22 protein-coding genes and 1 tRNA gene are annotated in these 21,105 nt (G+C 45.1%); 11 read left to right on the top strand and 12 right to left on the bottom strand.

The window, feature by feature from the left end; all coding sequences use genetic code 11:
* The first annotated feature begins 195 nt into the window (after positions 1-195).
* On the top strand, positions 196-516 hold the full coding sequence (locus OH456_RS24925; RefSeq protein ID WP_124940427.1) for a DUF2500 domain-containing protein: 321 nt from the start codon (positions 196-198) through the stop codon (positions 514-516).
* A 66-nt stretch (positions 517-582) separates the two neighbouring features.
* Positions 583-1,593 carry a hypothetical protein gene (locus OH456_RS24920; RefSeq protein WP_006074711.1) on the top strand — a complete coding sequence of 337 codons (1,011 nt, stop codon included), beginning with the start codon at positions 583-585 and terminating at the stop codon, positions 1,591-1,593.
* On the opposite strand, the gene OH456_RS24915 is transcribed toward OH456_RS24920, so the two are convergent.
* Positions 1,590-2,816 carry an EAL and HDOD domain-containing protein gene (locus OH456_RS24915; RefSeq protein WP_006074710.1) on the bottom strand — a complete coding sequence of 409 codons (1,227 nt, stop codon included), beginning with the start codon at positions 2,814-2,816 and terminating at the stop codon, positions 1,590-1,592. The genes OH456_RS24920 and OH456_RS24915 overlap by 4 nt on opposite strands.
* A 16-nt stretch (positions 2,817-2,832) precedes the next feature.
* Positions 2,833-3,450, bottom strand: coding sequence for a homoserine/homoserine lactone efflux protein (gene rhtB / locus OH456_RS24910; protein WP_006074709.1), 618 nt, complete (start codon positions 3,448-3,450; stop codon positions 2,833-2,835).
* A gap of 126 nt (positions 3,451-3,576) precedes the next feature.
* On the opposite strand from rhtB, the gene OH456_RS24905 reads away from it, so the two are divergent.
* Together OH456_RS24905 and OH456_RS24900 are read left to right on the top strand one after the other, a co-directional pair.
* Positions 3,577-4,569: an alpha/beta fold hydrolase gene (locus tag OH456_RS24905; protein ID WP_006074708.1), complete on the top strand. Its 993-nt coding sequence runs from the start codon at positions 3,577-3,579 to the stop codon at positions 4,567-4,569.
* 141 nt (positions 4,570-4,710) lie between these two features.
* Positions 4,711-5,532, top strand: a complete 822-nt coding sequence (locus OH456_RS24900; RefSeq protein WP_006074707.1) for a Cof-type HAD-IIB family hydrolase — start codon at positions 4,711-4,713, stop codon at positions 5,530-5,532.
* An 80-nt stretch (positions 5,533-5,612) separates the two neighbouring features.
* Here OH456_RS24900 and OH456_RS24895 read toward each other — a convergent pair whose 3' ends face one another.
* A complete protein-coding gene (locus OH456_RS24895) occupies positions 5,613-6,071 on the bottom strand; it encodes an EVE domain-containing protein (protein ID WP_006074706.1) in 459 nt (152 codons plus the stop codon).
* A 54-nt stretch (positions 6,072-6,125) separates the two neighbouring features.
* On the opposite strand from OH456_RS24895, the gene OH456_RS24890 reads away from it, so the two are divergent.
* Positions 6,126-7,154, top strand: coding sequence for a COG3650 family protein (locus tag OH456_RS24890; protein WP_006074705.1), 1,029 nt, complete (start codon positions 6,126-6,128; stop codon positions 7,152-7,154).
* A 2-nt stretch (positions 7,155-7,156) separates the two neighbouring features.
* A complete protein-coding gene (locus OH456_RS24885) occupies positions 7,157-7,747 on the top strand; it encodes a tRNA-uridine aminocarboxypropyltransferase (RefSeq protein ID WP_270034416.1) in 591 nt (196 codons plus the stop codon).
* Between the two features lie 6 nt (positions 7,748-7,753).
* On the opposite strand, the gene yigB is transcribed toward OH456_RS24885, so the two are convergent.
* From yigB to lptM, 6 genes are all read right to left on the bottom strand, one after another.
* Positions 7,754-8,473 carry a 5-amino-6-(5-phospho-D-ribitylamino)uracil phosphatase YigB gene (yigB, locus tag OH456_RS24880; protein ID WP_006074703.1) on the bottom strand — a complete coding sequence of 240 codons (720 nt, stop codon included), beginning with the start codon at positions 8,471-8,473 and terminating at the stop codon, positions 7,754-7,756.
* On the bottom strand, positions 8,474-9,415 hold the full coding sequence (xerC, locus tag OH456_RS24875; protein ID WP_006074702.1) for a tyrosine recombinase XerC: 942 nt from the start codon (positions 9,413-9,415) through the stop codon (positions 8,474-8,476).
* Positions 9,393-10,106: a DUF484 family protein gene (locus tag OH456_RS24870; protein WP_006074701.1), complete on the bottom strand. Its 714-nt coding sequence runs from the start codon at positions 10,104-10,106 to the stop codon at positions 9,393-9,395. Before OH456_RS24870 ends, xerC begins: the two co-directional genes overlap by 23 nt.
* A 97-nt stretch (positions 10,107-10,203) precedes the next feature.
* Positions 10,204-11,034, bottom strand: coding sequence for a diaminopimelate epimerase (dapF, locus tag OH456_RS24865; RefSeq protein ID WP_107307522.1), 831 nt, complete (start codon positions 11,032-11,034; stop codon positions 10,204-10,206).
* Positions 11,035-11,044: 10 nt separating this feature from the next.
* Complete coding sequence (gene lysA, locus OH456_RS24860; protein ID WP_006074699.1) at positions 11,045-12,298, bottom strand: diaminopimelate decarboxylase; 1,254 nt, start codon at positions 12,296-12,298, stop codon at positions 11,045-11,047.
* 36 nt (positions 12,299-12,334) lie between these two features.
* Positions 12,335-12,454, bottom strand: coding sequence for an LPS translocon maturation chaperone LptM (gene lptM / locus OH456_RS26015; RefSeq protein ID WP_006074698.1), 120 nt, complete (start codon positions 12,452-12,454; stop codon positions 12,335-12,337).
* A gap of 74 nt (positions 12,455-12,528) precedes the next feature.
* Between lptM and cyaY the strand changes: the two genes are divergently transcribed.
* A complete protein-coding gene (cyaY, locus tag OH456_RS24850; protein ID WP_006074697.1) occupies positions 12,529-12,843 on the top strand; it encodes an iron donor protein CyaY in 315 nt (104 codons plus the stop codon).
* Here cyaY and OH456_RS24845 read toward each other — a convergent pair.
* Positions 12,840-15,365, bottom strand: a complete 2,526-nt coding sequence (locus tag OH456_RS24845) for a class I adenylate cyclase (RefSeq protein WP_270034415.1) — start codon at positions 15,363-15,365, stop codon at positions 12,840-12,842. The genes cyaY and OH456_RS24845 overlap by 4 nt on opposite strands.
* A 346-nt stretch (positions 15,366-15,711) precedes the next feature.
* Here OH456_RS24845 and hemC point away from each other — a divergent pair, with 346 nt between their 5' ends.
* From hemC to OH456_RS24825, 4 genes are read left to right on the top strand one after another with little or no spacing between them, the layout of a single operon-like run.
* Positions 15,712-16,650: a hydroxymethylbilane synthase gene (hemC, locus tag OH456_RS24840; protein WP_062463229.1), complete on the top strand. Its 939-nt coding sequence runs from the start codon at positions 15,712-15,714 to the stop codon at positions 16,648-16,650.
* Between the two features lie 6 nt (positions 16,651-16,656).
* Entirely contained in the window at positions 16,657-17,415 is a 759-nt protein-coding gene (locus OH456_RS24835; protein ID WP_124940434.1) for a uroporphyrinogen-III synthase, read from the top strand.
* Positions 17,399-18,583 carry a uroporphyrinogen-III C-methyltransferase gene (locus OH456_RS24830; protein ID WP_006074692.1) on the top strand — a complete coding sequence of 395 codons (1,185 nt, stop codon included), beginning with the start codon at positions 17,399-17,401 and terminating at the stop codon, positions 18,581-18,583. Before OH456_RS24835 ends, OH456_RS24830 begins: the two co-directional genes overlap by 17 nt.
* Positions 18,583-19,764, top strand: a complete 1,182-nt coding sequence (locus tag OH456_RS24825; RefSeq protein ID WP_270034414.1) for a heme biosynthesis protein HemY — start codon at positions 18,583-18,585, stop codon at positions 19,762-19,764. Before OH456_RS24830 ends, OH456_RS24825 begins: the two co-directional genes overlap by 1 nt.
* 39 nt (positions 19,765-19,803) lie before the next feature.
* On the opposite strand, the gene OH456_RS24820 is transcribed toward OH456_RS24825, so the two are convergent.
* Both OH456_RS24820 and OH456_RS24815 read right to left on the bottom strand, forming a co-directional pair.
* Positions 19,804-20,796, bottom strand: a complete 993-nt coding sequence (locus OH456_RS24820; RefSeq protein WP_270034413.1) for a phosphotransferase — start codon at positions 20,794-20,796, stop codon at positions 19,804-19,806.
* A 126-nt stretch (positions 20,797-20,922) separates the two neighbouring features.
* A tRNA-Ser gene (locus OH456_RS24815) sits at positions 20,923-21,013 on the bottom strand.
* Positions 21,014-21,105: the final 92 nt, after the last annotated feature.

The raw sequence follows: 21,105 nt of genomic DNA, 5'->3' as shown, positions 1-21,105 counted from the left end.
ATTCACTCCATTGTTAACTATCTGTATTAAGAATTCGACAATTGTTAGGTAAATTCAAGTAAAGATTTAAGCCTAAAAATGCGATTTTTTGTGTGATATGACCCTAAAATTGACTCGATGGTCGGGAGTTGCAGATTATTTTCTTCTGAATATGTGCGATCTTAGTTCCAGGCCACTTAGACATACGAGGTTTACATGCCTATATCACTGGTTATTATTCTCATCGTTTTGATCATCCTTGCTGGCTATCTTTTTGTTTATGTACAAAAAAAGCACACTGTGGGTGTTAATGCTCCAGAGAGAAAAGCGGCAGTCACTATCTTAGATAAACAAATCGTCGTTACCGACGATCCTACCCAAGAAGATGAATATTGGATTTACATCCAGAAAGGAACATTTGGTCCTAAACGCGAATTTCAAATTGGTGTTCATTACTATCACCACCTCAACCCAGGTGATAAAGGAGAGTTAACCTATCAAGGGGACAAATTCCTACACTTCTCACTAACTCGCTAATTTATTTAGCTTTGCTAGTAAGACTCATGCTAGCTTTAATTATCTAACTAAACATGGAAGTGACTCATGGATCTGCGAGTAAAGCTAGGTCAGCATTTATCTGTTGCGCTTATCACCATTTTGTCGGCTGGTTGCAGCGCAGCCTATCAAGGAAGAGTCAACGACGCTGAAGTCCATCTTGTCGACTACTTTCAGCGTTCAGAAGGCGCTCAAGCTCTGATAGATAACATGGATAAGCTAAATATCGAACACGCCTATGTTATGGGGCTACCTGTTATTAAGAAGTGGGATGCTTCTGCTCCTAAAGCACCGCGTTTTGTCTATGGCGATGATACCCCGGTCTACTATTATTCGCACACAGACGAATTGATTGCCCGCGAAGTTGAAGCGTTACCCGCGGTAAGCCAAGCCAGATTACATCCTTTCCTGAGCGGCTTTAATACTACCGATCTCAATGCCGCAGAGCTTATTGAAAAGGAACTCAAGTATCGATCTGGTTTCTGGCAAGGTATTGGCGAAGTGATTACTAGACATGATCATTTAACAGCTTTGACTGCCGACGAGAAACCGCGCGCTAATCACCCTGCGTTGCAAAAAGTGTATCAGCTCGCCGCACAATACGACTTGCCCGTGCTGTTGCACACCAATATCACGTCGCAAAGAGAAGATAATCCACTTTATTTACAAGAACTCGAGCAAGCATTGAGCACCAATCCAGACACCCGCTTTCTATGGGCTCACGCAGGTACCACGTCCACTCTTACTCGCACTATTAAAATGAAGTTTCTCTATGAAACCGTCTCAGATTTACTCAGCGAGCATGATAATCTCTATATTTTGGCGTCGTGGACTCTGATCGACGTCATGATGCCTGAGGGCAAATTGGATCGACGCTGGCTAGCACTTATTGAGGCTTACCCAGATCGATTTATGGTTGGCAGCGACGTAGTTGGAGCATTTGGTTATCAGCAAACCGCATTAAGCACTTGGCATCCCATTTTGTCAGCGCTGCCTAAGAACATCGCAGACAAAATGGCCTACCAAAATATGTTGGACGTACTTCCCAAGACTCGCTAGCTAAGCGATTGCATTTTTTGACTCCAGCGCTGCGCATCTGCCAGCGCTGAGAACACCTCATTTTGCGACAAACCTAAATGCGCTCGATGACGCTCCACACCTTGCCAATCTGCCATTTCAAAGCACTCTCCTAGAGACAATAAACAGCCATACGGACCTTCACGCTCCAGAAGTGCGCCTTTAATCTCATTAGAGAGAGGAAGCTGATGCAGCAACTTATCTAAGGAGAGGTCCATCAAAGCATCTAAGATAGAAAACAAACCAATCATAAAGGCTTGATCCCGGTGCTGTTTGAATTGAGGATGTTTGGTCATCAAACGGCAAAATTGAGCTCGCTGCAATGAAAGTTCATACAGTGCCTTCGGCTTATTACTAGAAATAAAGGATGCAACCGTAAGAGAGACAAACAATTTAAGCTTCTCTTGACCGAGATAAATAAGTGCCTGGCGAAAAGAGGAAATTTCAGAATCTAAGCGAGGACTGAGCGTATTCACAAATTGCAGCAGCTTATAAGAGAGCGTCACGTCTTTGGAAACAATTTGCTCAACCTTATCAAAGTCGACTTCAGGTACACACACTTGCTGGAAAAGCTCCATGGCCACCAGCTGCTCAGAGCTGATGTAAACTTGCTTCTCCATAATAGGCTTACTAAAAAAGAAACCTTGGAAAAACTTAAAGCCCGCTTGTTTAGTCTGTAGAAACTCTTCTTCAGTCTCAACACGTTCAGCAAGGTAGTGACGAGGGCTTCCTTTCGCCTTTTGTTGTATAACAAAAGCACACGCTTTCTCTACACCCATCGCCATAATGTCTAGCTTTACAATCTGCACAAACGGCAAGAATCGCTCCCAAGCCTCTCTGTAGACAAAATCATCAAGCGCTATCATATAGCCCAGTTGATGAAGTTCTTTGACAACCTGATAGAGCTCGTCGTTAGGCTGGCAAGTCTCTAGGATCTCAATCACCACGTTCTGCTTGGGCAAAATTAACGGCAAGCGACGTATAAGGCTCTGGTGTGGAAAGTTAATAAAACATCGCGACGCAGTGATGCTAGGGTTGGTCCCTAATGAAAGATAGTTCTCTGCTATCAATCGATAGGTCGCCCTATTCGCTTCAACGTGTGCAGGAAATGCGTTTTTTTCGCCGTCTCGAAAAAGAAGCTCGTAGCCTAGTGTATGACGACGAGCATTAAAAATGGGTTGGCGAGCAACGTAAGTAGCGTACATATCTAAGCCAATCAGGCTATGATTTTGCGGCGGCCAGCAGCGCACCACAACCGACAAACATCGAACCAAACACCTTGTTTATCTTCGCCATGATACGGTCAGAACGAATAAAGCGTCCCATTTGCGACGCTAGAGTGGTATAGCCAAGCATGACCATTGCATCAATCGCTACCGTGGTCACACCCAGAATGGCCAGCTGTGTTACTTGATCGCCATTCGGATCAATAAACTGAGGAAATAACGCCACCAAAAACACGATAGATTTGGGATTAGTCAGGTTGATAAAAACCGCACTGCGCATCAAGTTCCATGCACTGCGACTGTCCTGTTCCGCCATTGCGGTAACCGACGATGTATCACGCCATTTTTGAATACCCAACCAAATCAAGTAGACCACGCCAATCCATTTAATCACGCTAAAAGCAATCGCCGATTGAGCCACTAATGCCCCAATGCCTGCACCAACGAGCACGATATGTATCGCTAAGCCTATCTGCAGTCCAGCAATCGCGGCTAACGATTTACGCGTCCCATAACTGATACCATTGCTAATCGAGTTCACCGTGCCAGAACCCGGCGCTAAACTAAAAACAATCGCAGTTACGACGTACGCTAACCAAACATGATAATCCATTGTATTTCCTTACCACTGATTTACTCGTATCCTAGTAATGAGGATAGTGGGCAAAAAGCATTCTATTCGATTCAAAAATATCGAAAAAACAGCATATTACACATAATGCACCAGATAGGCTAATTTATGAGCAAATTAAACGCTACCGATGTCACTTATACTCAAGAGCCACAATTTGAGCAAGTTATAAACTCACAAATTGCTCAATTATGGGAGAATCGACAAGAAGGTACGCTAAAAGCAAAAGACGGCACCAAGCTCTTTTGGTGTAAGTTAACTCGCCCGGAACATCAAAAAGCACTTGTCGTTGTGAATGGCCGCATTGAATCGGCTTGGAAATACCAGGAGCTGTTCTACGACTTCTTTCAGCAAGGCTATGACATCTATTCCTTTGATCATCGTGGACAAGGACTCTCAACTCACCTAGCGCCTAACCCTGAAATGGGCCACGTCCATGAGTTTGATGACTATCTTGACGATATGCAGATGATATTGGATACGTTCGAACTTGAGCGCTATCAGCAACGCCACCTACTTGCCCATTCAATGGGCGGAAACATTGCCACACGTTTTATTCAAACTCGCCCTCATCATTCATTCGATAAAATAGCGCTTAGCGCTCCTATGTATGGCGTGAGTGTGCCATGGTACCTCAAGCCCATTGCGACCCTAGTTGCGCAGATTATGACCGCTATCTACCCGAAACCAACGTTTGCACCAGGGTATCAAGGTTATGTCGCTAAACCCTTCGATATCAACCCTCTTTCACAAAGTGAAGTACGCTATCACTGGTTCCGAGACCTGTACGAGAAAATGCCAGAACTGAAAATTGGTGGACCAAGCACTCGCTGGGTTTGGCAGGGGTTAATGGCTGCAAAACAGTGCATTCAACAAACTCGACAAGTGAAAATACCGCTTCTCCTCGTGCAAGCAGGCGCGGATCAAATTGTTAGCAATCAAGACCAAAGCAAGTTCATCAATAAGCTTTCACGTACTAATCACCAAGCTCAAATGATCACGGTTGAAGGGGCTAAACACGAAGTACTGTTTGAAAAAGATGAGTATCGCAATCAAGCAATGGATGCAATTTGCCATTTCTTTAGCGCCGAGAAGTGCTAACGCAACTGGTAACAGTTTGGGTAAATGAGGAAATATTTCTGTAACCCATTTACCCTCTTTTTCTGGTTTAATATCCCCTACAATAGAGCCATTCCACAATGCTGCGAATTCACCCTATCCTCCAATGACAAAGAGAGAACTATGACCCTTAACCGCGATTCCATTAAAATTGTTGCTTCTGATTTAGACGGTACACTACTGGCAACGAACCACCAGCTTAGTGATAACTCCAAACAAACACTTAAGGAACTTCACGCGAAGGGATATACGTTTATTTTTGCCACTGGTCGTCACCATGTTGATGTGGCTGGGATTCGTGAATCAGTGGGTATTCCTGCTTACATGATCACATCAAATGGTGCACGTGTTCACGACCAAAACGATCAATTGCTGTACAGCCAAAACGTGCCTGAGGAACTGGTACAACCGATTGTTGACGTGCTAAGTACAGACAGCGAATTATTTGTTCATATGTATCAGGATGAAAAGTGGCTACTCAATCAGGAAGATGAATACTTACGTAAATTCCATACTGAAACTGGATTTACTTACCACCTATTCGATGCGACCCAAGCACCGACTTCTGGTATTGCAAAAATCTTCATTACTCATCCAAAGCAAGACCATGAACATTTAGTGGAATTTGAAGATGCTTTACGCGCCAAGTTTGGTGATTCCCTAAACATCGCGTTCTCCACACCTTGGTGTTTAGAAGTCATGGCAAAAGAGGTGTCGAAAGGTGACGCTCTGCAAGCCGTGGCAGAAAAGCTTGGGTTTGGCTTAGAAAACTGCATCGCTTTTGGTGATGGGATGAACGATGTGGAAATGCTAACCATGGCAGGCCATGGTTACATTATGGAAAATGCGCACGACAAAGTGAAACGTGCTCTACCTAACAATGAAGTCATTGGTAGTAACGCCGATGATGCCGTCGCTGAGTTTTTAAAACAAAACCTTATCTAACGCGACGATTTCAACCGTCAAATACTCCCATTCTCGTCCCTATGTAGCGCATATCCTAGCTATCGAGAATGGGAGTTTTGTTATCTGGCGACTCGGCTTAAGATAGCTTGCCATTCAGATTCAGTAACGGGCATCACTGAAAGTCGATTGCCTCTTTTCACCAAAGGCATCTCCATTAACTCCGGCATAGTTTTAAGTACGCTCAACGGCAACACGCGCTTAAACTTTTCGCCAAACTCAATGTCTACCATTAACCAGCGAGGATTTTCGGGATCAGACTTCGCATCGTAATAATCGCTTTCAATATCAAACTGAAAATGATCGATATAAGCCTCTTTGGTGATCGTCGCTAAACCAGCTACACCAATTTGCTTACATGAAGAGTGGTAGATCAATACCAAATCACCCACCTTCATTTCATCACGAATCATGTTTCGAGCTTGATAGTTGCGAACGCCCTCCCAACAGGCTGTACCTTTGACACGTAATGTATCAATCGAAAATTCGTCCGGCTCTGTTTTAAATAACCAATATGCCATAATGGTCCTTGTATCTGTGTTTCTTGTAACTTTGACTGACTAAGGAAGAGATTAATGAAAATGTCGCGTTTACCGCTCGCATTTGCTCCACTCATATTGCTTCAAGCGTGTTCTTCTTTCAACACTACTGATTCAAGCAAGGACAGTCAGGTTCCTCAAGCTGAACTGTCTCGCCCAGAAACTATCACACCGCAAACCTATGTGATGCGTGGCCAAGCGGTTATCGGGCACGAAACTCGCACTATTCAGCCGTGTGGTAGCCAACATCAATATTGGCTTCAATTACCGAAAGAAGTGCGAGAACAAGCAGAAAAACTCACACAAAGGCCCTACCAACCAGTTTATGCTGAAGTCATTGGTTATCTAGAACCGCCAAGTCATCGTGGGTTTGATTCTGATTACACGGGTCGTTTTGTCGTGAAACAGGTCAATATGATCACCGCAGAAAACCCAAAACGCTGCGAGCAGCCACTTCGTTCCACGCAGGTGTTAGGGAACGAACCATTTTGGTCACTAAAGTTTGATAATGCGCAGCAAGCCAGCTTCACCTTATTAGGTGAAGATAAGCAAACCCTAAAGCTGAAAGACACCGCCATTACTCAAACCACACGTCGCTATGAATTTGATAATGCTAATCTGCAAATGAGCAGTAAGCCGTGCAGCGATACCATGAGTGACACCATCTATGGATGGAGTGCGGCGCTTACCATGGGTGAAGAGACAAGACAAGGCTGTGGCACCTTATCGAATAGTGACAACACCCTTAAATGGACAGGCGAGTATCTTGCGCAATCCACAGAGACCGCCGGTTTTACAGTCTCTATGACGCTACTTCCTGATCATACAGCCATTACCCGCTATGAATACCCAGACAACTCACCCGCAACGGAAGAACGCGGATTTTGGCAGCAACTCAACAACCAACAGGTTCAAGTCATCATGACTCGCCACCAACAGCAGTACCTTGTGTCACAGCGAATTTTCACGCTGTCAGATAACCAGTTAACAGCAACTCAAGAAAAAGTTGGTGATGTACTCTATCCGATCGCTAATGGCGGCTTGGTATTGTTCAAGAGTAATTAACCATGACGCAAGTGTGCACAACTTGTGGTTTTATCCACAATTGCTACTGTGAAGCGATCCCGACGATCGCTTCAGATCTTTGTTTCACCCTACTAACTCATCCTAATGAATTTCAGCGAGAAACTAATACCGGCAAGCTTGTTGCGCGGGTAATCAAACAGGTCAATATCCGCGAATGGCAGCGTAAGCAACCTGACCTATACTGCCTGCCTGGAAGCAGTGTACTAACACCAGTCTTGGTGTTTCCTGGTCAAGACAGCATGCCACTAACACAGTGGCAAACACAGCATCCCTCAGCAAGTAATTTCATCGTACTGGACGGAACGTGGCAAGAAGCGAAGAAAATGTTGAATCGCAGCCAGTGGCTACAAAACTTACCTAAAGTTCATCTTGAAGCGACGCAAAGCTCTCAATATCAACTAAGACGTAATCAGGAAGTGGGTAATCTATGCACGTTTGAAGTGTGTGCACAAATGGTCAGAGAGCTAGAAAGCAGTGATGACGCCAACGCAATGCTGACGTTCTTTGGACAGTATTTGCAGTGGTTTCAAGCAGAGCGCAGTGGGCACGCTCTGTCTAGTTGCTCTCAATAAAGCACGTTATAACTTAAGCTCAAGTAACTGTTGGATATGATTAATTTCAATATCAGGCAGTTGCTTGAGACGCACCGTCTGCCTTGGCGATTTTGCTTTGTCGTTAAACCAGCAAGCACTGAAGCCATTACGTATCGCTCCAGCAACATCAGTGATCACATGATCTCCAACATGCAGGATATGACGACGTGGCATGGCTAGGTGTTGTGCCGCTTTATCAAACATATCGGGGTAAGGCTTAACTCGTCCATCGGGACCCGCTTTAAGGATCAGATCGAAATACTGACTGAGCCCTATCTTCTCCACGTCTACATTACCATTGGTGATAGCTACTAATGGGATCTGTTTACTCAACGCGGACAGCACGTCATGTGTTTCATGTGGAACATCGAAATCGCTACGCCAAATCAATACCTTTTCTATCAGCGTTTGTGCAGCCTTGGTTGCTTTTAGATCATCGTAACCCAAATGCTCCAAACCCTGTTTAATCTGCTGATATCGCCATTGGGTCACGTCGTGTTTTAACGCAGGATCCGCTTTAACCAATGCCATCTTAAACTCATGCCACTGCTTTTTATCCCAACGCTGACTAATTGGGTGCTGTTGATATAACCATTGTGCCGCTTGCTGTTCTACGCGGATTATCACCGGGAAGTTATCGTAAAGCGTATCATCAAGATCGAATGTCATGGCCTCGATAGGGGCAAAGCTACGATAAAAGCGCATTTACTCGTCCTCTTTCTTTTTGGGCGTACCATTCTTATGGGCACGAGGGTGTGCCTGATCATAAGCTTGAGCCAAATGTTGAAAGTCGAGGTGAGTATAAATCTGAGTGGTCGAGATATTTTCGTGGCCAAGCAGTTCTTGCACTGCTCTCAGGTTATTGCTCGACTCGAGCATGTGCGTAGCAAATGAGTGACGCAGTTTATGTGGACTAACATGGCTAGCAAGAGACTGCTTCTGCCCCCATTCCGCCATACGCTTTTGCACACTGCGATGAGAGATCCGGGTACCAAGCTTAGACACAAATAACGCTACCTCACCTGGCTTGGCTAGTTCTCCACGAACTTTGAGCCATTTCTTCGCCCACTCAGTGGCGTAGCCTGAAAATGGCACCTTGCGTTCTTTGTTACCCTTACCAATAACGCGAAGCTCGCCGCTGGATAAGTTCAGGTGTTTGACATCAATACTGACCATTTCTGCCAAACGCAGTCCAGCACCGTACATCATTTCCATCATGGCGCGATCACGTACCGCCAGTGGATCATCTTCATCAACCTCAAGCAGTTGGTTCACTTCATCGACATCGAGGTTTTTCGGCAATGGACGTTGCTTACGCGGTGCACTTACACCCTTCGCTGGGTTTGCTGTGAGCTCGCCACGTAAAATCAGAAAATCAAAGAAGCTTCGCAGCGATGAAAGCCTCGTGGCGATGCTGCTGGCTTTCATGCCCTCACGCATGCCTTTACCCGCAAGCTGCCTTACCCAGCCTGCATCAACTTGCGTCCACGCACCAATACCCATTTCATGCAAGTGCATGCCCATGGTTTCTAACTGTTGACGGTAGTTACGTTGCGTGTGGAGACTTAACCCTTTCTCACTACGAAGGTACTCGTAGAAACGCTCTAGCGGCTTTTGCAACCCGCTAGGCAGTACTTGGTCTGACATCGTCTTCCTCTTGCGCCTGCCACTCTAAACTTTCACAAAGATAGGAGACCACCAGCGCTAAGTGTCTTAAAAATAAGGTATCCATCTCCGGCTGAAAATGACCGCCATCCTCACTAGAAAAAATCAATAAACCTTGGGCGAATTGACGCTTTAATGGCAATACTACATACGAACCGAGTTCAGGAACTTTTCCGTTGGCAATCTGCTGCTCAGTAAACAGCATGGTTCTATCGGCTTGACGAAGACGACCTAGATAAGCGTCTTTTCCATTGAGATGATTGGTAGTAAAACGCTGCCAACTTTCCATAGAAAGCGGGTCGGCACTTTGTTCATCAATTAGCTTCAAGTACCCATTAAGGTTAAGCCCTTGAGCCGTTTGCTTAATCGCATTTACAACACTTTGCAGATCTCGGCACTTGAGTAGATTCTCTTGCAGTGACATAAACTCATAAAAGGTTTTGTCATTGCGAGCGGCCAGAGACATCAAGGCAGTAATTTCTTCTTCCAGCGCTTCAATACGTTCGCGCTGTCGTTGTAATTGGATACCTACGAGAGAAACAGCACCTTGCTGTTGGTGCGGTAGGGAAAGGGATTCAACTAGCGACTCTCTACCCTTAAAAAAATCTGGATGATCAGAAAGATATTGTGCTACCACTTCTGCTGTAAGGTGGTTCGCTTCAAACTCAGACAAAATGTTTCCCTTTATTCCCTGTCAGTAGATAAAAGTGGCGGGCCTATTTCTAGGACCCGCCATTAGTATATACCCAAGTGACCTCAAGGTGCATTGACTAGCAAGAAATCTGCCCATCAAACACGTGAGTTGCAGGTCCCGTCATAGTTAACGGGTGGCCTTCACCTTTCCAGCTAATCTTTAAGTCGCCACCCGGCAGGTGCACTGTAACATTCTCATCCAGTAACCCTTGGACAATACCAACTGCGACAGCACCACAAGCGCCACTACCGCAAGCTTGAGTTTCTCCCGCTCCACGCTCGTACACACGAAGGTTCACTTCATGGCGGCTCAGTATCTGCATGAAGCCTGCGTTAACGCGTTCAGGGAAACGTTCATGCGACTCAAGCAATGGACCGAGTCTATCAACATCAGCTTCTTCAGTGCTATCGACCACCGTTACAACATGTGGATTACCCATACTCACCGCACCACAGAACAGCGTATGCTCCCCAGCGCGTAAGATATAGGTTTTCTCTTTTTGCTTCGCTTTGAAAGGAATCTTGTTTGGCTCAAACTCAGGTTGTCCCATGTTCACAGTCACTAAGTCGTTCTCTTCCAACTTCAAGACCATTTTGCCTTTCTTGGTGCTAACACTCACGCTGTACTTATTGGTCAAACCCTTCATCTGCACGAAACGCGCAAAGCAACGCGCACCATTTCCACACTGCTCAACTTCACTGCCATCGGCATTAAAAATGCGATAGTGGAAGTCAGTTTCTGGATCATACGGCGCTTCAACAATCAAAAGCTGATCGAAACCCACACCAGTATGCCTATCCGCCAAGCGACGAATGAGATCGGGTGAGAAAAATACGTTCTGGGTAATACAATCAACAACCATAAAGTCGTTACCCAAACCGTGCATTTTAGAAAAGTGGAAATGCATAGTGGTTCTATTACTCCGGTAAGATGCTTTCTAATTCCCAAAGACTTTGCAGAGATTCGCGCTGACGCACGACATGCGCCTTATCTCCATCGACAATGATTTCTGCAACACGTGGACGCGTGTTGTAGTTCGAAGACATAACGAATCCATAAGCACCTGCTGAGCGAACGGCGAGTAAGTCGTTTTGCTCTAAGACCAAAGAACGGTCTTTACCGATAAAGTCACCCGTTTCGCAAATAGGGCCAACGAGGTCGTACGTTATCGCTTCACCCTCTCGTGGTGAAACCGGAATAATGTCTTGCCACGCTTGATACAATGCAGGTCGCATCAAGTCATTCATCGCCGCATCAACAATCGCAAAGTTCTTATGTTCGGTATGTTTTAGGAACTCAACTTTGGTCAACAGCACACCAGCATTCGCCGCTATAGCGCGACCTGGTTCGAAGATAAGCTCAAGCTCTGGGTGATTCTCTAATCGAGCTAATAGCGCTTTCGCATAATCTGAAGGCTGTGGCGGTAATTCATCACGATAAACCACACCTAGGCCACCACCAACATCAAGGTGCTTAATATTGACACCATCAGCACGCAACTGGTCAATAAGAGCAAGCAGACGATCTGTCGCATCAATAAACGGTTCAATATCAGTAAGCTGTGAACCGATATGACAATCGATACCATGGACTGCAAGGTTTGGCAGGCTTTGAGCAAACTTGTACACTGCTGGAGCGCGATCAAATGCGATACCAAACTTATTGTCACGCAGACCCGTCGAGATATAAGGGTGCGTGTTAGCATCTACATCCGGGTTAATTCGCAATGAAATCGGCGCAACTACACCCATTTCACCGGCGACTTGATTAAGTCGTTCTAATTCAGGTTCAGATTCAACGTTAAAACACTTAATGCCTAGCTCTAGAGCACGGCGCATCTCTTGTGCCGTTTTGCCCACACCAGAGAATACTACTTTGCTTGGCTCACCACCTGCTGCCACAACGCGTTCTAGCTCACCGCCAGAAACGATATCAAAGCCAGAACCAAGACGTGCTAGCGTATTTAACACACCTATATTGGAGTTCGCTTTTACCGCGTAGCACACGAGATGTGGGTGGTCGCCCACCGATTTATCAAACGCATTCCAGTGACGTTCTAGCGTCGCTCGTGAATAGACGTATAGCGGAGTGCCGTATTGCTCGGCAAGTTGCGTAAGTGACGTTTCCTCGGCCCAAAGCTGGCCATCGTCCTGATAGTTGAAATAATCCAAATCCTGTATCCCTTTACACTGTATCGATGGCGGTGATTATTGAGCTTGCTCGTTTGCTGGTGCGTCATCAGCAGGAAGATAAAGTGGTCCCGTTTGGCCACATCCCGCTAATGTCACTACGACGAGCATAAAAAATGCGGTAATCGTCTTTTTCATTTTGCATATCGTGATTATTGAATCAATGCCCCCTATAATCGCACCACGAATTAGAAAAGCAATAGGATTACAAAATGAACGACACGGAATTTCACCAATTAGTCGATGAGCAGATGCAAAACATCGAAGAAGCAATTGATGATTCAGGTGCAGATATCGACTATGAAGTGTCTGGCAATGTCATGACTTTGGAATTTGAAGACCGTAGCCAGATCATCATTAACCGCCAAGAGCCGATGCACGAGATTTGGCTCGCGTCTAAATCCGGTGGATTTCATTTCAAACTGATTGATGGCGCTTGGACCTGTTCAAAAACCAATGTTGAACTTATGGACATGGTCAAAGCCGAGTGTGTGAAACATGCCGGCGAAGACATTGATTGGGTTTAAGCGTTCACCGCTTTAGACGTTTTAGAGTTTGGAGAGCCATCATTACGATAAGGAATGATATAAGGTTCTCCCTCTTCAGGATGAATCAGTTGGTAATACTGCGGTAAGTTGAAGTTAATTAACTTCGATGACATTTCACTATCAACGTTAGACGTGTAGAAGCTGTTTACACTCGCAATCATCTCATCTTTGCTACCACGCATCTGATGATACACTTCTACCTGGTTAGATTCGTCAAGCACGTAGATGTTGAAACCATTATCGGTATCTTCAAAGAAGAACTGAATCAAGCCTTCACTCGCAAAGCCATCCACTACATCGGGTAGTTGGAACTCTTCTTCACGATCCAGCATAAGAAGTGGTGAGCCCTGCAATTTGTTGGTCGAGATACTACGATAGAAATCTACTGAGTTTTCCAGTTTTTGTACTGACACGCCGCGACGCTCAAAGAACAAGCCATACATTTGGTTCGCCACTTTAATCGCTTTAAAACGACGACGTTTCTCTTGATCAACAGGTTTTAAGCGTAGCTCAATACACTCTGCAAGTAGTTGATAGACGGTATTTCGTAGGACACCACGCAAGTTTTTGCTGTAGCAGAACACATCCACAGACTCAGGTGGTAACGCATCTTGGTGCATCTTACCTAACACTGTTTTTAATGCGTCAAGCATCGCCGTTTCCCCTTCAAAATGAAGAGTACGAACTTCATGCCACGAATTACGGTAAACCAGATCTACTGAACCGATAAGACTTTTTCCTTCCTGTCCAAAACTCAATATATCAACGTTTTTCAGGTTGACTTTGGACGTTTTGGCGGACAGTTCAGAGGTTGGGTCGTTTTCAAAATTGATAAACATCGCCAACTGGCTGATTTCACAAGGACTACCAAGCGCTTGCATACTTGGACGACGTTTACGTAATGAGAAAGTATTACGCAGATCACTCACCATCTGATAGAACTTATCGATGTCGATATGCGCTTCACGCACCACAGAGTTGAGGTGAGTCGATTCGGTAATCAAGCCGTTGAAAAACGCCCACGCCACCAACTTACTCAGGTATTCATTATGCTCAAGAGCAGGTTGCCCTAAGATTCGATGCGGAATGAGTGGTTGCTTATAAAGGTACCAGCCGGACTTGTAGCTCTTGCCCTCTTTAACCTCGATAAAGGTCAAATCTGGTTCGTGCAAATCAGGAGAAATCTGGGGATTGAGCAGTGTCACCTTACCAGGCAGAACCTCAAAAGCAGCGTAAAGCTTACGCGCTAGAATACTGATGTCTTGAGGACTGATGGCAGAGGTAATGTCGTTACGACGAGCGAACTGAATCAAATTACGGTAACTGAGCATTAAGGCATCTAGCAATGCATTGTGCACCACCATCACTTGCTCTACCTTCCAGTTACGGCGACTGTCTAGCTCCTGCAATACTTCTTGAGACCACTGCCATTGAGCAGTCATTTCACTTAACGCTTCACGACGCCACGGCACTGAGCCTATACCAGGCTCACGAGATAGCTTCTCATGGGTTTTAAGGTAGAAACAACGACGCACTAAATCTAGGCGTGTCGTGTCACCAATACGTTCTAGATAACGCGTCACCTTTTCAAGCATCAGGTAATACGCATCCATACCATATAGGTCGGGCGCATCGGCAAAGAAACGTCGCTTAGTATCGATACTGAGTAACTGAGTATGTGGATATTCCCACGAGTACGCCTCTAACAGAATCGCTTTTAATACCGATTTGTAAGGCGAATCGATACTTTTGTAAAGCTGCCATAAGCTTGAGCCAAAGTACTCTTCTGCAGGAATTCGATTGAGTCGACCGAAATCAATCCACTCATCACAATTGATGTATCCATTTTGGCAAAGCTGCTCGACATAATCTTCGTAGCACTCTTCCATTTCCGGTGGCACGATTTGCCACAACAATCTTTGACCACCTAAACGCACGGCTGAACGGTAGAACTCATCCAGCAACAATAAGTGCTGCGATGAACCACAGTTATCACCGGTCATTTCTTCGGAAATATTGCTGCGAAAGCGCTCTTCATCCATTAGGAAGAAATTTGCTTCAACACCCAAGCCTTTGGCCCAATCGGTGATCAACAAACACTTATTGCTCAGCTTTTCACGAGCTTCGGTCGGCATCTCTGGAGAGATACAAACCCAAATATCCAAATCACTTGATGTACTTTGGCCGATCGACGAAGTGCTGCCCATGGTGTAAAGGCCTAGAATATCGCATTGACGCGGCTCTGGCAGCGGTTGCCCCAAAGCTAATGCAATATCATCAAGGAACTGACGTTGAACGTCATTTGCTTCAAAACCGTAAAGACCACTTGGGCTGTCAGTTTCAAAGAAGCCGGGAATAATAGGATGGTTGAAGTGGAAAAGCGCTGGAATCAGTTGGAAAACACGTTGTCCTTGCATATCCATAAGCGCCAGCGCGCGTTCAATTCGCTGCTGGTTGAGATTATCAAGTCTCTGGATAAGGGTATGAGTGTATGCCTGCAAGGGTGATTCCTAGGTCTAATCTAACTGCTATATTGCGTAGGTTTTAAACAAACAAGCGTTCAAAACGTGATCAATGTATCATTTTTATTATAGGCGGTAAAGCAATACTCGGCACTACAGCCCCTCACAGCACAACATCGAGGATTTGGTTTTGCCTTCCAAATCATAGCGGACAATTCTAACAGTAGTCGCAATAACAAATGCGATTAACCTCACACTATTAACAATATTTGTGACAAGCAAAGTTGTCGTTTGGGAGAGCCCTAGGGAAATCACTAAGCTTTTCATAGAGACAGTGTTAGGATTGTGCCACGACCAAAAACAAAGAAATGCTTACGAGAACGATATGACGCAAACTCAGCCAATCCGAATCGCTACCCGAAAAAGTCCTCTTGCCCTGTGGCAGGCTCATTATGTCAAAGATGCCCTTATTGCAGCGCACCCAGGACTGGAAGTTGAGTTAGTCACTATGGTCACCAAAGGCGATATCATTTTAGATACCCCGTTGGCGAAAGTGGGCGGTAAAGGCTTATTTGTTAAGGAGCTGGAAGTCGCCATGCTTGAAGGGCGCGCCGATCTTGCTGTGCACTCAATGAAAGACGTTCCTGTAGACTTTCCAGAAGGCCTAGGCCTTGTCACCATTTGCGAACGTGAAGACCCTCGTGACGCTTTCGTTTCCAATACTTACACTAACATTAGCGAACTGCCTCAAGGCGCTGTGGTAGGTACTTGTAGTCTTCGCAGACAATGTCAGTTAAAAGAACAGCGCCCTGACTTAGTCATTAAAGAGCTTCGAGGCAATGTAGGGACTCGTTTAGGAAAACTGGATAACGGTGAGTATGACGCCATTATCCTTGCTGCCGCAGGCTTGAAACGTCTAGAACTAGAATCACGTATTCGCAGCTTTATCGAACCTGAAGAATCCTTGCCTGCAGTTGGTCAAGGTGCGGTTGGCATCGAGTGTCGCCTTGATGATGAACGATTGATTAAATTACTCGAACCTCTTAATCACGCTAACACAGCCGATCGTGTTCTGTGTGAGCGAGCCATGAACTTAACGTTAGAAGGCGGCTGCCAAGTGCCGATTGGTAGCTACTCACTGATCGATGGCGACGAGATTTGGTTACGAGCTCTTGTCGGTGAACCAGATGGTTCAAAAATCGTTCGTGGTGAAATTCGTGGTAAACGAGCGGATGCAGAAGCCTTAGGCGTCCAATTAGCGAATCAACTGCTGGATGATGGCGCAAAAGAAATCCTAGAAAAGCTCTATCAAGAGCACGAGTAATGACTGATGAGAGTATTGGTTACACGCCCTGAAAATCAAGGCGCAGAACTTTGCAATCTCATAGAAAAAATGGGGGGCATTGCCCTCCATCAACCACTTATTGATATTCAGGACAATCTGCAGCTTTGTTTAGATGACGACCAACTGCAACGTTCGGATATCATCATTGCCGTCAGCCAATACGCCGTCTATGCCTTCCATCATATTCTCTCTCATCAGCAACTCTCGTTACCTGACTCCTGTATTTATCTAGGGGTTGGTCAAAAAACAGCACATGAATTAAGCAAACTCAGCCAACAAAACGTAAACTATCCGACGGTAAGTGATAGTGAACACCTACTGGCATTACCAGAGTTGGCGAATGTGTCAGGAAAACATGTCATCATTCTTCGAGGCAACGGCGGCCGAGAACTCATTTATGATCAGCTCTGTGCACTTGGTGCAGATGTTCAATACCTAGAAACCTACCAACGCAGATATCTGCCACTAAAAATAGACGCGATAAAACAATGGCGCTCAATGGGTATCGACACTCTGGTCGTTACCAGTGGTGAACAACTTGAGTTTTTATTGTCTCAAGTATCAGAACCAGAATTGAACTGGTTAACACAACAACAGCTATTGGTTCCGAGTGAACGAATTGCTACTTTAGCGATGACAAAGGGATTTAATAACGTTACCAATACCCAAGGTGCATCGAACTCTACAATATTTGCTGCTCTCCAGCGTCTAGAAATAGGACTTAACAATGACCAACAAAAATAAAGACGAGCAAATCCAGTCTGAAGAACAACAAGACGTTAAGGCTTTAGCCCCAGAAGCTGATACATCAAAAGCTGAACAAGAAACTTCTCAACACGAACAAGCTAAACCACCAACGGCTGCACCGGAATTTGAAGAAAAACAGGGCAAACGTGGTGTTAAACTTGGTGCGGTAGCCATTGTTTTAGCGGTTATTTTTGGTGGCGGCCTCAGCTACCAAATGCAAAAGCAAGCCAGCGATTATGAAGCTCGCATCGCCAAGCTAGAGTCACAACTTAAAGCGACAACAAGCAGCTTAAGCAGCGAAATGCAGCAAGTGCAGTCGGAAACGCTTGAACAGGCAAAAACAGTGACACATAAAGCCGAAGTTGTGTTAGGCCAACAACAAAAAAGTATAGAAAGCCTGCAACTAGCGGTTGCTGACGTTAAAGGTCGTCGCCCTAACGATTGGCTTCTGGCTGAGGCCGACTATTTGGTTAAACTCGCGGGCCGAAAACTGTTCTTGGAGCACGATGTGGTAAGTGCGACACGTTTGATGGAAAGTGCTGACCAGCGTATCGCTGCACTCAACGATCCAAGCTTAGTGTCTCTGCGCCAGTCAATGGCAAATGACATCACCAAGCTACGTACTGTTCCACTTATTGACCGTGACGGACTCGTACTACGACTAACTTCGCTACAGCAAGAGGTTGATAAGCTACCTCTTGCCAACGCTATCCTTCCTGATGCACCTGCTGTCGAGAAACGCCAAGTTTCACAAGACATCTACGATTGGCAAGATAACCTGATGACGTCGTTAAAAGACTTCTCAGAAAACTTTATTACTTTCCGTACTCGCGATGGCAATGTAATCCCACTGCTTTCACCTGAGCAGCATTTCTATCTCAAAGAAAACATCAAATCTAAGATAGAAACTGCGATTCGTGCGGTATACAAAGAACAAGGCGAGATCTATAAGATGTCGTTAGAAACCGCAGAGAAATGGTCAGAATCGTTTTTTGATATGGACAACAATAGCGTTAAAGAGTTTAACGCTGCGCTAGGCAAACTGAGCCAACAAAACATTCAAGTTAACTATCCTGTCAAATTGGAAACTCAAGCTCAATTATCCGATGTCATCAACGAACGTCTGCGCCGTGAAGTCACCACCATCATCACGGAGGAGAAATAATGATTCGATTAATCTTTCTCTTCATCGTACTTGGTGCGGGTCTATTTGTTGGTACCCAGTTTTCGGGCCAGCAAGGTTATGTGCTCATCTCAATTGCCAATAAAACCATCGAGATGAGCGTTACAACTCTAGTCGTGTTTGTTATTGCGGCTTTGGCGGGGCTGTTTCTGCTCGAATACATCATCAAGAAAGTGCTTTACACCAGCGTCACGACATTTAATTACTTCAGCGTTCGTAAAATGCGTCGTTCACGCCGCTATACCAATGAGGGTATCGTTAAGCTGCTAGAAGGTGATTGGAAGCTTGCAGAGAAAAAGGTAACACGTTGGGCTAACTATCACGATATGCCGCTTTTATGTTATCTCGTCGCTTCTGAAGCTGCCTTAGGGCAAGGTGACAAAGCGAAGCGTGACCATTATCTAGCGCTGGCCGCTAAACAGGAAAACTCCGATCTTGCCGTTCAGCTAACTAGAGCGAAACAAGCGGTTCGAGAAGAGGAATGGGAAGTTGCCGCGAGTACTTTAGAAACTCTCAAAGCAGAACACCCAAACAATTCCATTGTTTTGAGCTTGCAAAAAACAACCTATCGAGAACTTGGCGAGTGGCAAGCCTTAATCGATTTACTGCCTAAACTCCATAAGGCAAAGCTCATTGATGAACTAGAGCAAAATGAACTGAACGAACGCGCTCAATGTGGATTGCTAGAAGATATTGCTAGTCAGCAAGGCAGTGAAGGTTTAATCAATCATTGGAATAAGTTGCCACGTAAAACACGCCAAAGTACCCACTTAGTGGGCTGTTTTAGTAAACAGCTTATCGCTCGAAAAGCTGATGCAGAAGCGTTCACTGTAATTAAAGAAACGTTGAAAAAACAGGGTCATGAGGACTTGTATAAGGTATTACCAGAACTAAACCTTGCAGATACACACCCTGTTGTTGTGCTACTTGAAGATGTTGTTAAAAAGCAACCGGATACACCTGAAGCACAAAGTGCACTAGCACAATTCTACTTCCGAGAAGAAAAGTGGCCAGAAGCGCAACGTCATTTCGAGCGTGCCCTATCGCTTCGTCCTGATGTTTCTGACTATGCCTATCTAGCTGATACTTTAGAAAAACAGAATTTATCTAAAGCAGCAAGTGAAGTGTCGAGAAAAGCGTTGACACTTATTGATAGTAAGTAGGCACTATTACTGTTAAAAAAGCTCCTAACGGAGCTTTTTTTATAACTGAAAATCATCTAATGCTTGTTGAGTAAACTTGCTGGTAAATGCATTAATTCTACTGTGATCTGGACTCCAGCCTAGCAAGAAACGTTGATAGTCAGCCCAGGCCAATCCAAATAGTGCGCGCCACTCCTCGCAAACACGGTTAGCATTAATTTCCGGTTTAAAATGTTCTATCGCTGAGTGCAGCTGTATGAAGTAATAGTCAAGGTAACCCGCTACGTTTAAGTCAGCCGTTGAAAAGTCTAATGTTGTGGTAAAGAACAAAGCGACATCTTTAACCCCTACACCACCCCCTACGTATTGAAAATCTACCGCAGATACAGCATTGCCTTGTTTATTGAAACAGAAGTTAGCCAGCTTTGCATCCCCATGTACCAGCGTTTGGTATGGACACACGTTTAACTTATCATCAATGATGTGCGCGGCTTGTTTAAAGCGTTCATCTTGCATTGCTTGCCATTCGTCAGGACGAGTCGCTAAGTGCCAGTAAGTACCTTGTTTCCAAAGCCCATTCGTATTCGCTCCAAGCCAAAAAGCATGAAACTGAGCAAGCCATTTTAGAACGCTTTTTATCTCCATCTCTGTTGCGGTTTTCACTACTCTAGCGCGCTCTAATGACTTCAGGTCCTCAAGAATGAGCTCAAGGTGAGATTGATACTTATGAGCAGAGAAACACTGTGGAGCCCAACCTGAGGGCATTGTCGATACGAACTCCTGATACCAAGAAAATTCTACTTGATACGACTGGAGCTTTCTTTGATGTGAAAGTTGAGTATTCCATCCTTTAGGGTGGCTAGCTGGTACTTCATCTGGTAATTGAATCGCTTTGACAATAACACTAGATAAATGGGATTGTGCGAGCTCAAGTCTAACTAAATACCCATAGCCACTCCATAGAGTCTGAATAAGCTCACAGGAGAAAACCTGAGCCTCATTACCAATAACTTCTCGAAGGGTTGGAGTGACCGTAAAGTCAGATAATATCAAAGTAGACTTCCTAGGTTGGCTGCCATAAAACGGACTCTTACTTTGACAGAGTTAATGATGAAACGAAAGATCAGCGTTTCTCAAGATGTAAAAAAGCCCGCTGATTACTCAGCGGGCTTTTTAATGTGGCGGAGAGATAGGGATTTGAACCCTAGATACGCTATTAACGTATGCCGGTTTTCAAGACCGGTGCTTTCAACCACTCAGCCATCTCTCCACAATATGTAATCGTCCTAAAGTCTTACTTTAATTGCTTTAGTTCGATGTTGTTCAAAGCCTGGCGATGTCCTACTCTCACATGGGGAAGCC

The organism is Vibrio sp. La 4.2.2 (assembly GCF_027586995.1).
GTDB lineage: Bacteria > Pseudomonadota > Gammaproteobacteria > Enterobacterales > Vibrionaceae > Vibrio > Vibrio mediterranei.
This window is presented reverse-complemented; position numbering and strand designations above follow the sequence as displayed.

What these genes read in the sequence shown, in the direction of transcription:
- OH456_RS24920 (WP_006074711.1), top strand. Translation starts at nt 583, where the DNA reads ATGGATCTGCGAGTAAAGCTAGGTCAGCATTTATCTGTTGCGCTTATC.
- OH456_RS24885 (WP_270034416.1), top strand. Translation starts at nt 7,157, where the DNA reads ATGACGCAAGTGTGCACAACTTGTGGTTTTATCCACAATTGCTACTGT.
- lptM (WP_006074698.1), bottom strand. Translation starts at nt 12,454, where the DNA reads ATGAAAAAGACGATTACCGCATTTTTTATGCTCGTCGTAGTGACATTA.
- OH456_RS24890 (WP_006074705.1), top strand. Translation starts at nt 6,126, where the DNA reads ATGAAAATGTCGCGTTTACCGCTCGCATTTGCTCCACTCATATTGCTT.
- hemC (WP_062463229.1), top strand. Translation starts at nt 15,712, where the DNA reads ATGACGCAAACTCAGCCAATCCGAATCGCTACCCGAAAAAGTCCTCTT.
- OH456_RS24925 (WP_124940427.1), top strand. Translation starts at nt 196, where the DNA reads ATGCCTATATCACTGGTTATTATTCTCATCGTTTTGATCATCCTTGCT.
- dapF (WP_107307522.1), bottom strand. Translation starts at nt 11,034, where the DNA reads ATGCATTTCCACTTTTCTAAAATGCACGGTTTGGGTAACGACTTTATG.
- rhtB (WP_006074709.1), bottom strand. Translation starts at nt 3,450, where the DNA reads ATGGATTATCATGTTTGGTTAGCGTACGTCGTAACTGCGATTGTTTTT.
- xerC (WP_006074702.1), bottom strand. Translation starts at nt 9,415, where the DNA reads ATGTCAGACCAAGTACTGCCTAGCGGGTTGCAAAAGCCGCTAGAGCGT.
- cyaY (WP_006074697.1), top strand. Translation starts at nt 12,529, where the DNA reads ATGAACGACACGGAATTTCACCAATTAGTCGATGAGCAGATGCAAAAC.
- yigB (WP_006074703.1), bottom strand. Translation starts at nt 8,473, where the DNA reads ATGCGCTTTTATCGTAGCTTTGCCCCTATCGAGGCCATGACATTCGAT.
- OH456_RS24895 (WP_006074706.1), bottom strand. Translation starts at nt 6,071, where the DNA reads ATGGCATATTGGTTATTTAAAACAGAGCCGGACGAATTTTCGATTGAT.
- OH456_RS24915 (WP_006074710.1), bottom strand. Translation starts at nt 2,816, where the DNA reads ATGTACGCTACTTACGTTGCTCGCCAACCCATTTTTAATGCTCGTCGT.
- OH456_RS24825 (WP_270034414.1), top strand. Translation starts at nt 18,583, where the DNA reads ATGATTCGATTAATCTTTCTCTTCATCGTACTTGGTGCGGGTCTATTT.
- OH456_RS24905 (WP_006074708.1), top strand. Translation starts at nt 3,577, where the DNA reads ATGAGCAAATTAAACGCTACCGATGTCACTTATACTCAAGAGCCACAA.
- OH456_RS24900 (WP_006074707.1), top strand. Translation starts at nt 4,711, where the DNA reads ATGACCCTTAACCGCGATTCCATTAAAATTGTTGCTTCTGATTTAGAC.
- OH456_RS24830 (WP_006074692.1), top strand. Translation starts at nt 17,399, where the DNA reads ATGACCAACAAAAATAAAGACGAGCAAATCCAGTCTGAAGAACAACAA.
- OH456_RS24835 (WP_124940434.1), top strand. Translation starts at nt 16,657, where the DNA reads ATGAGAGTATTGGTTACACGCCCTGAAAATCAAGGCGCAGAACTTTGC.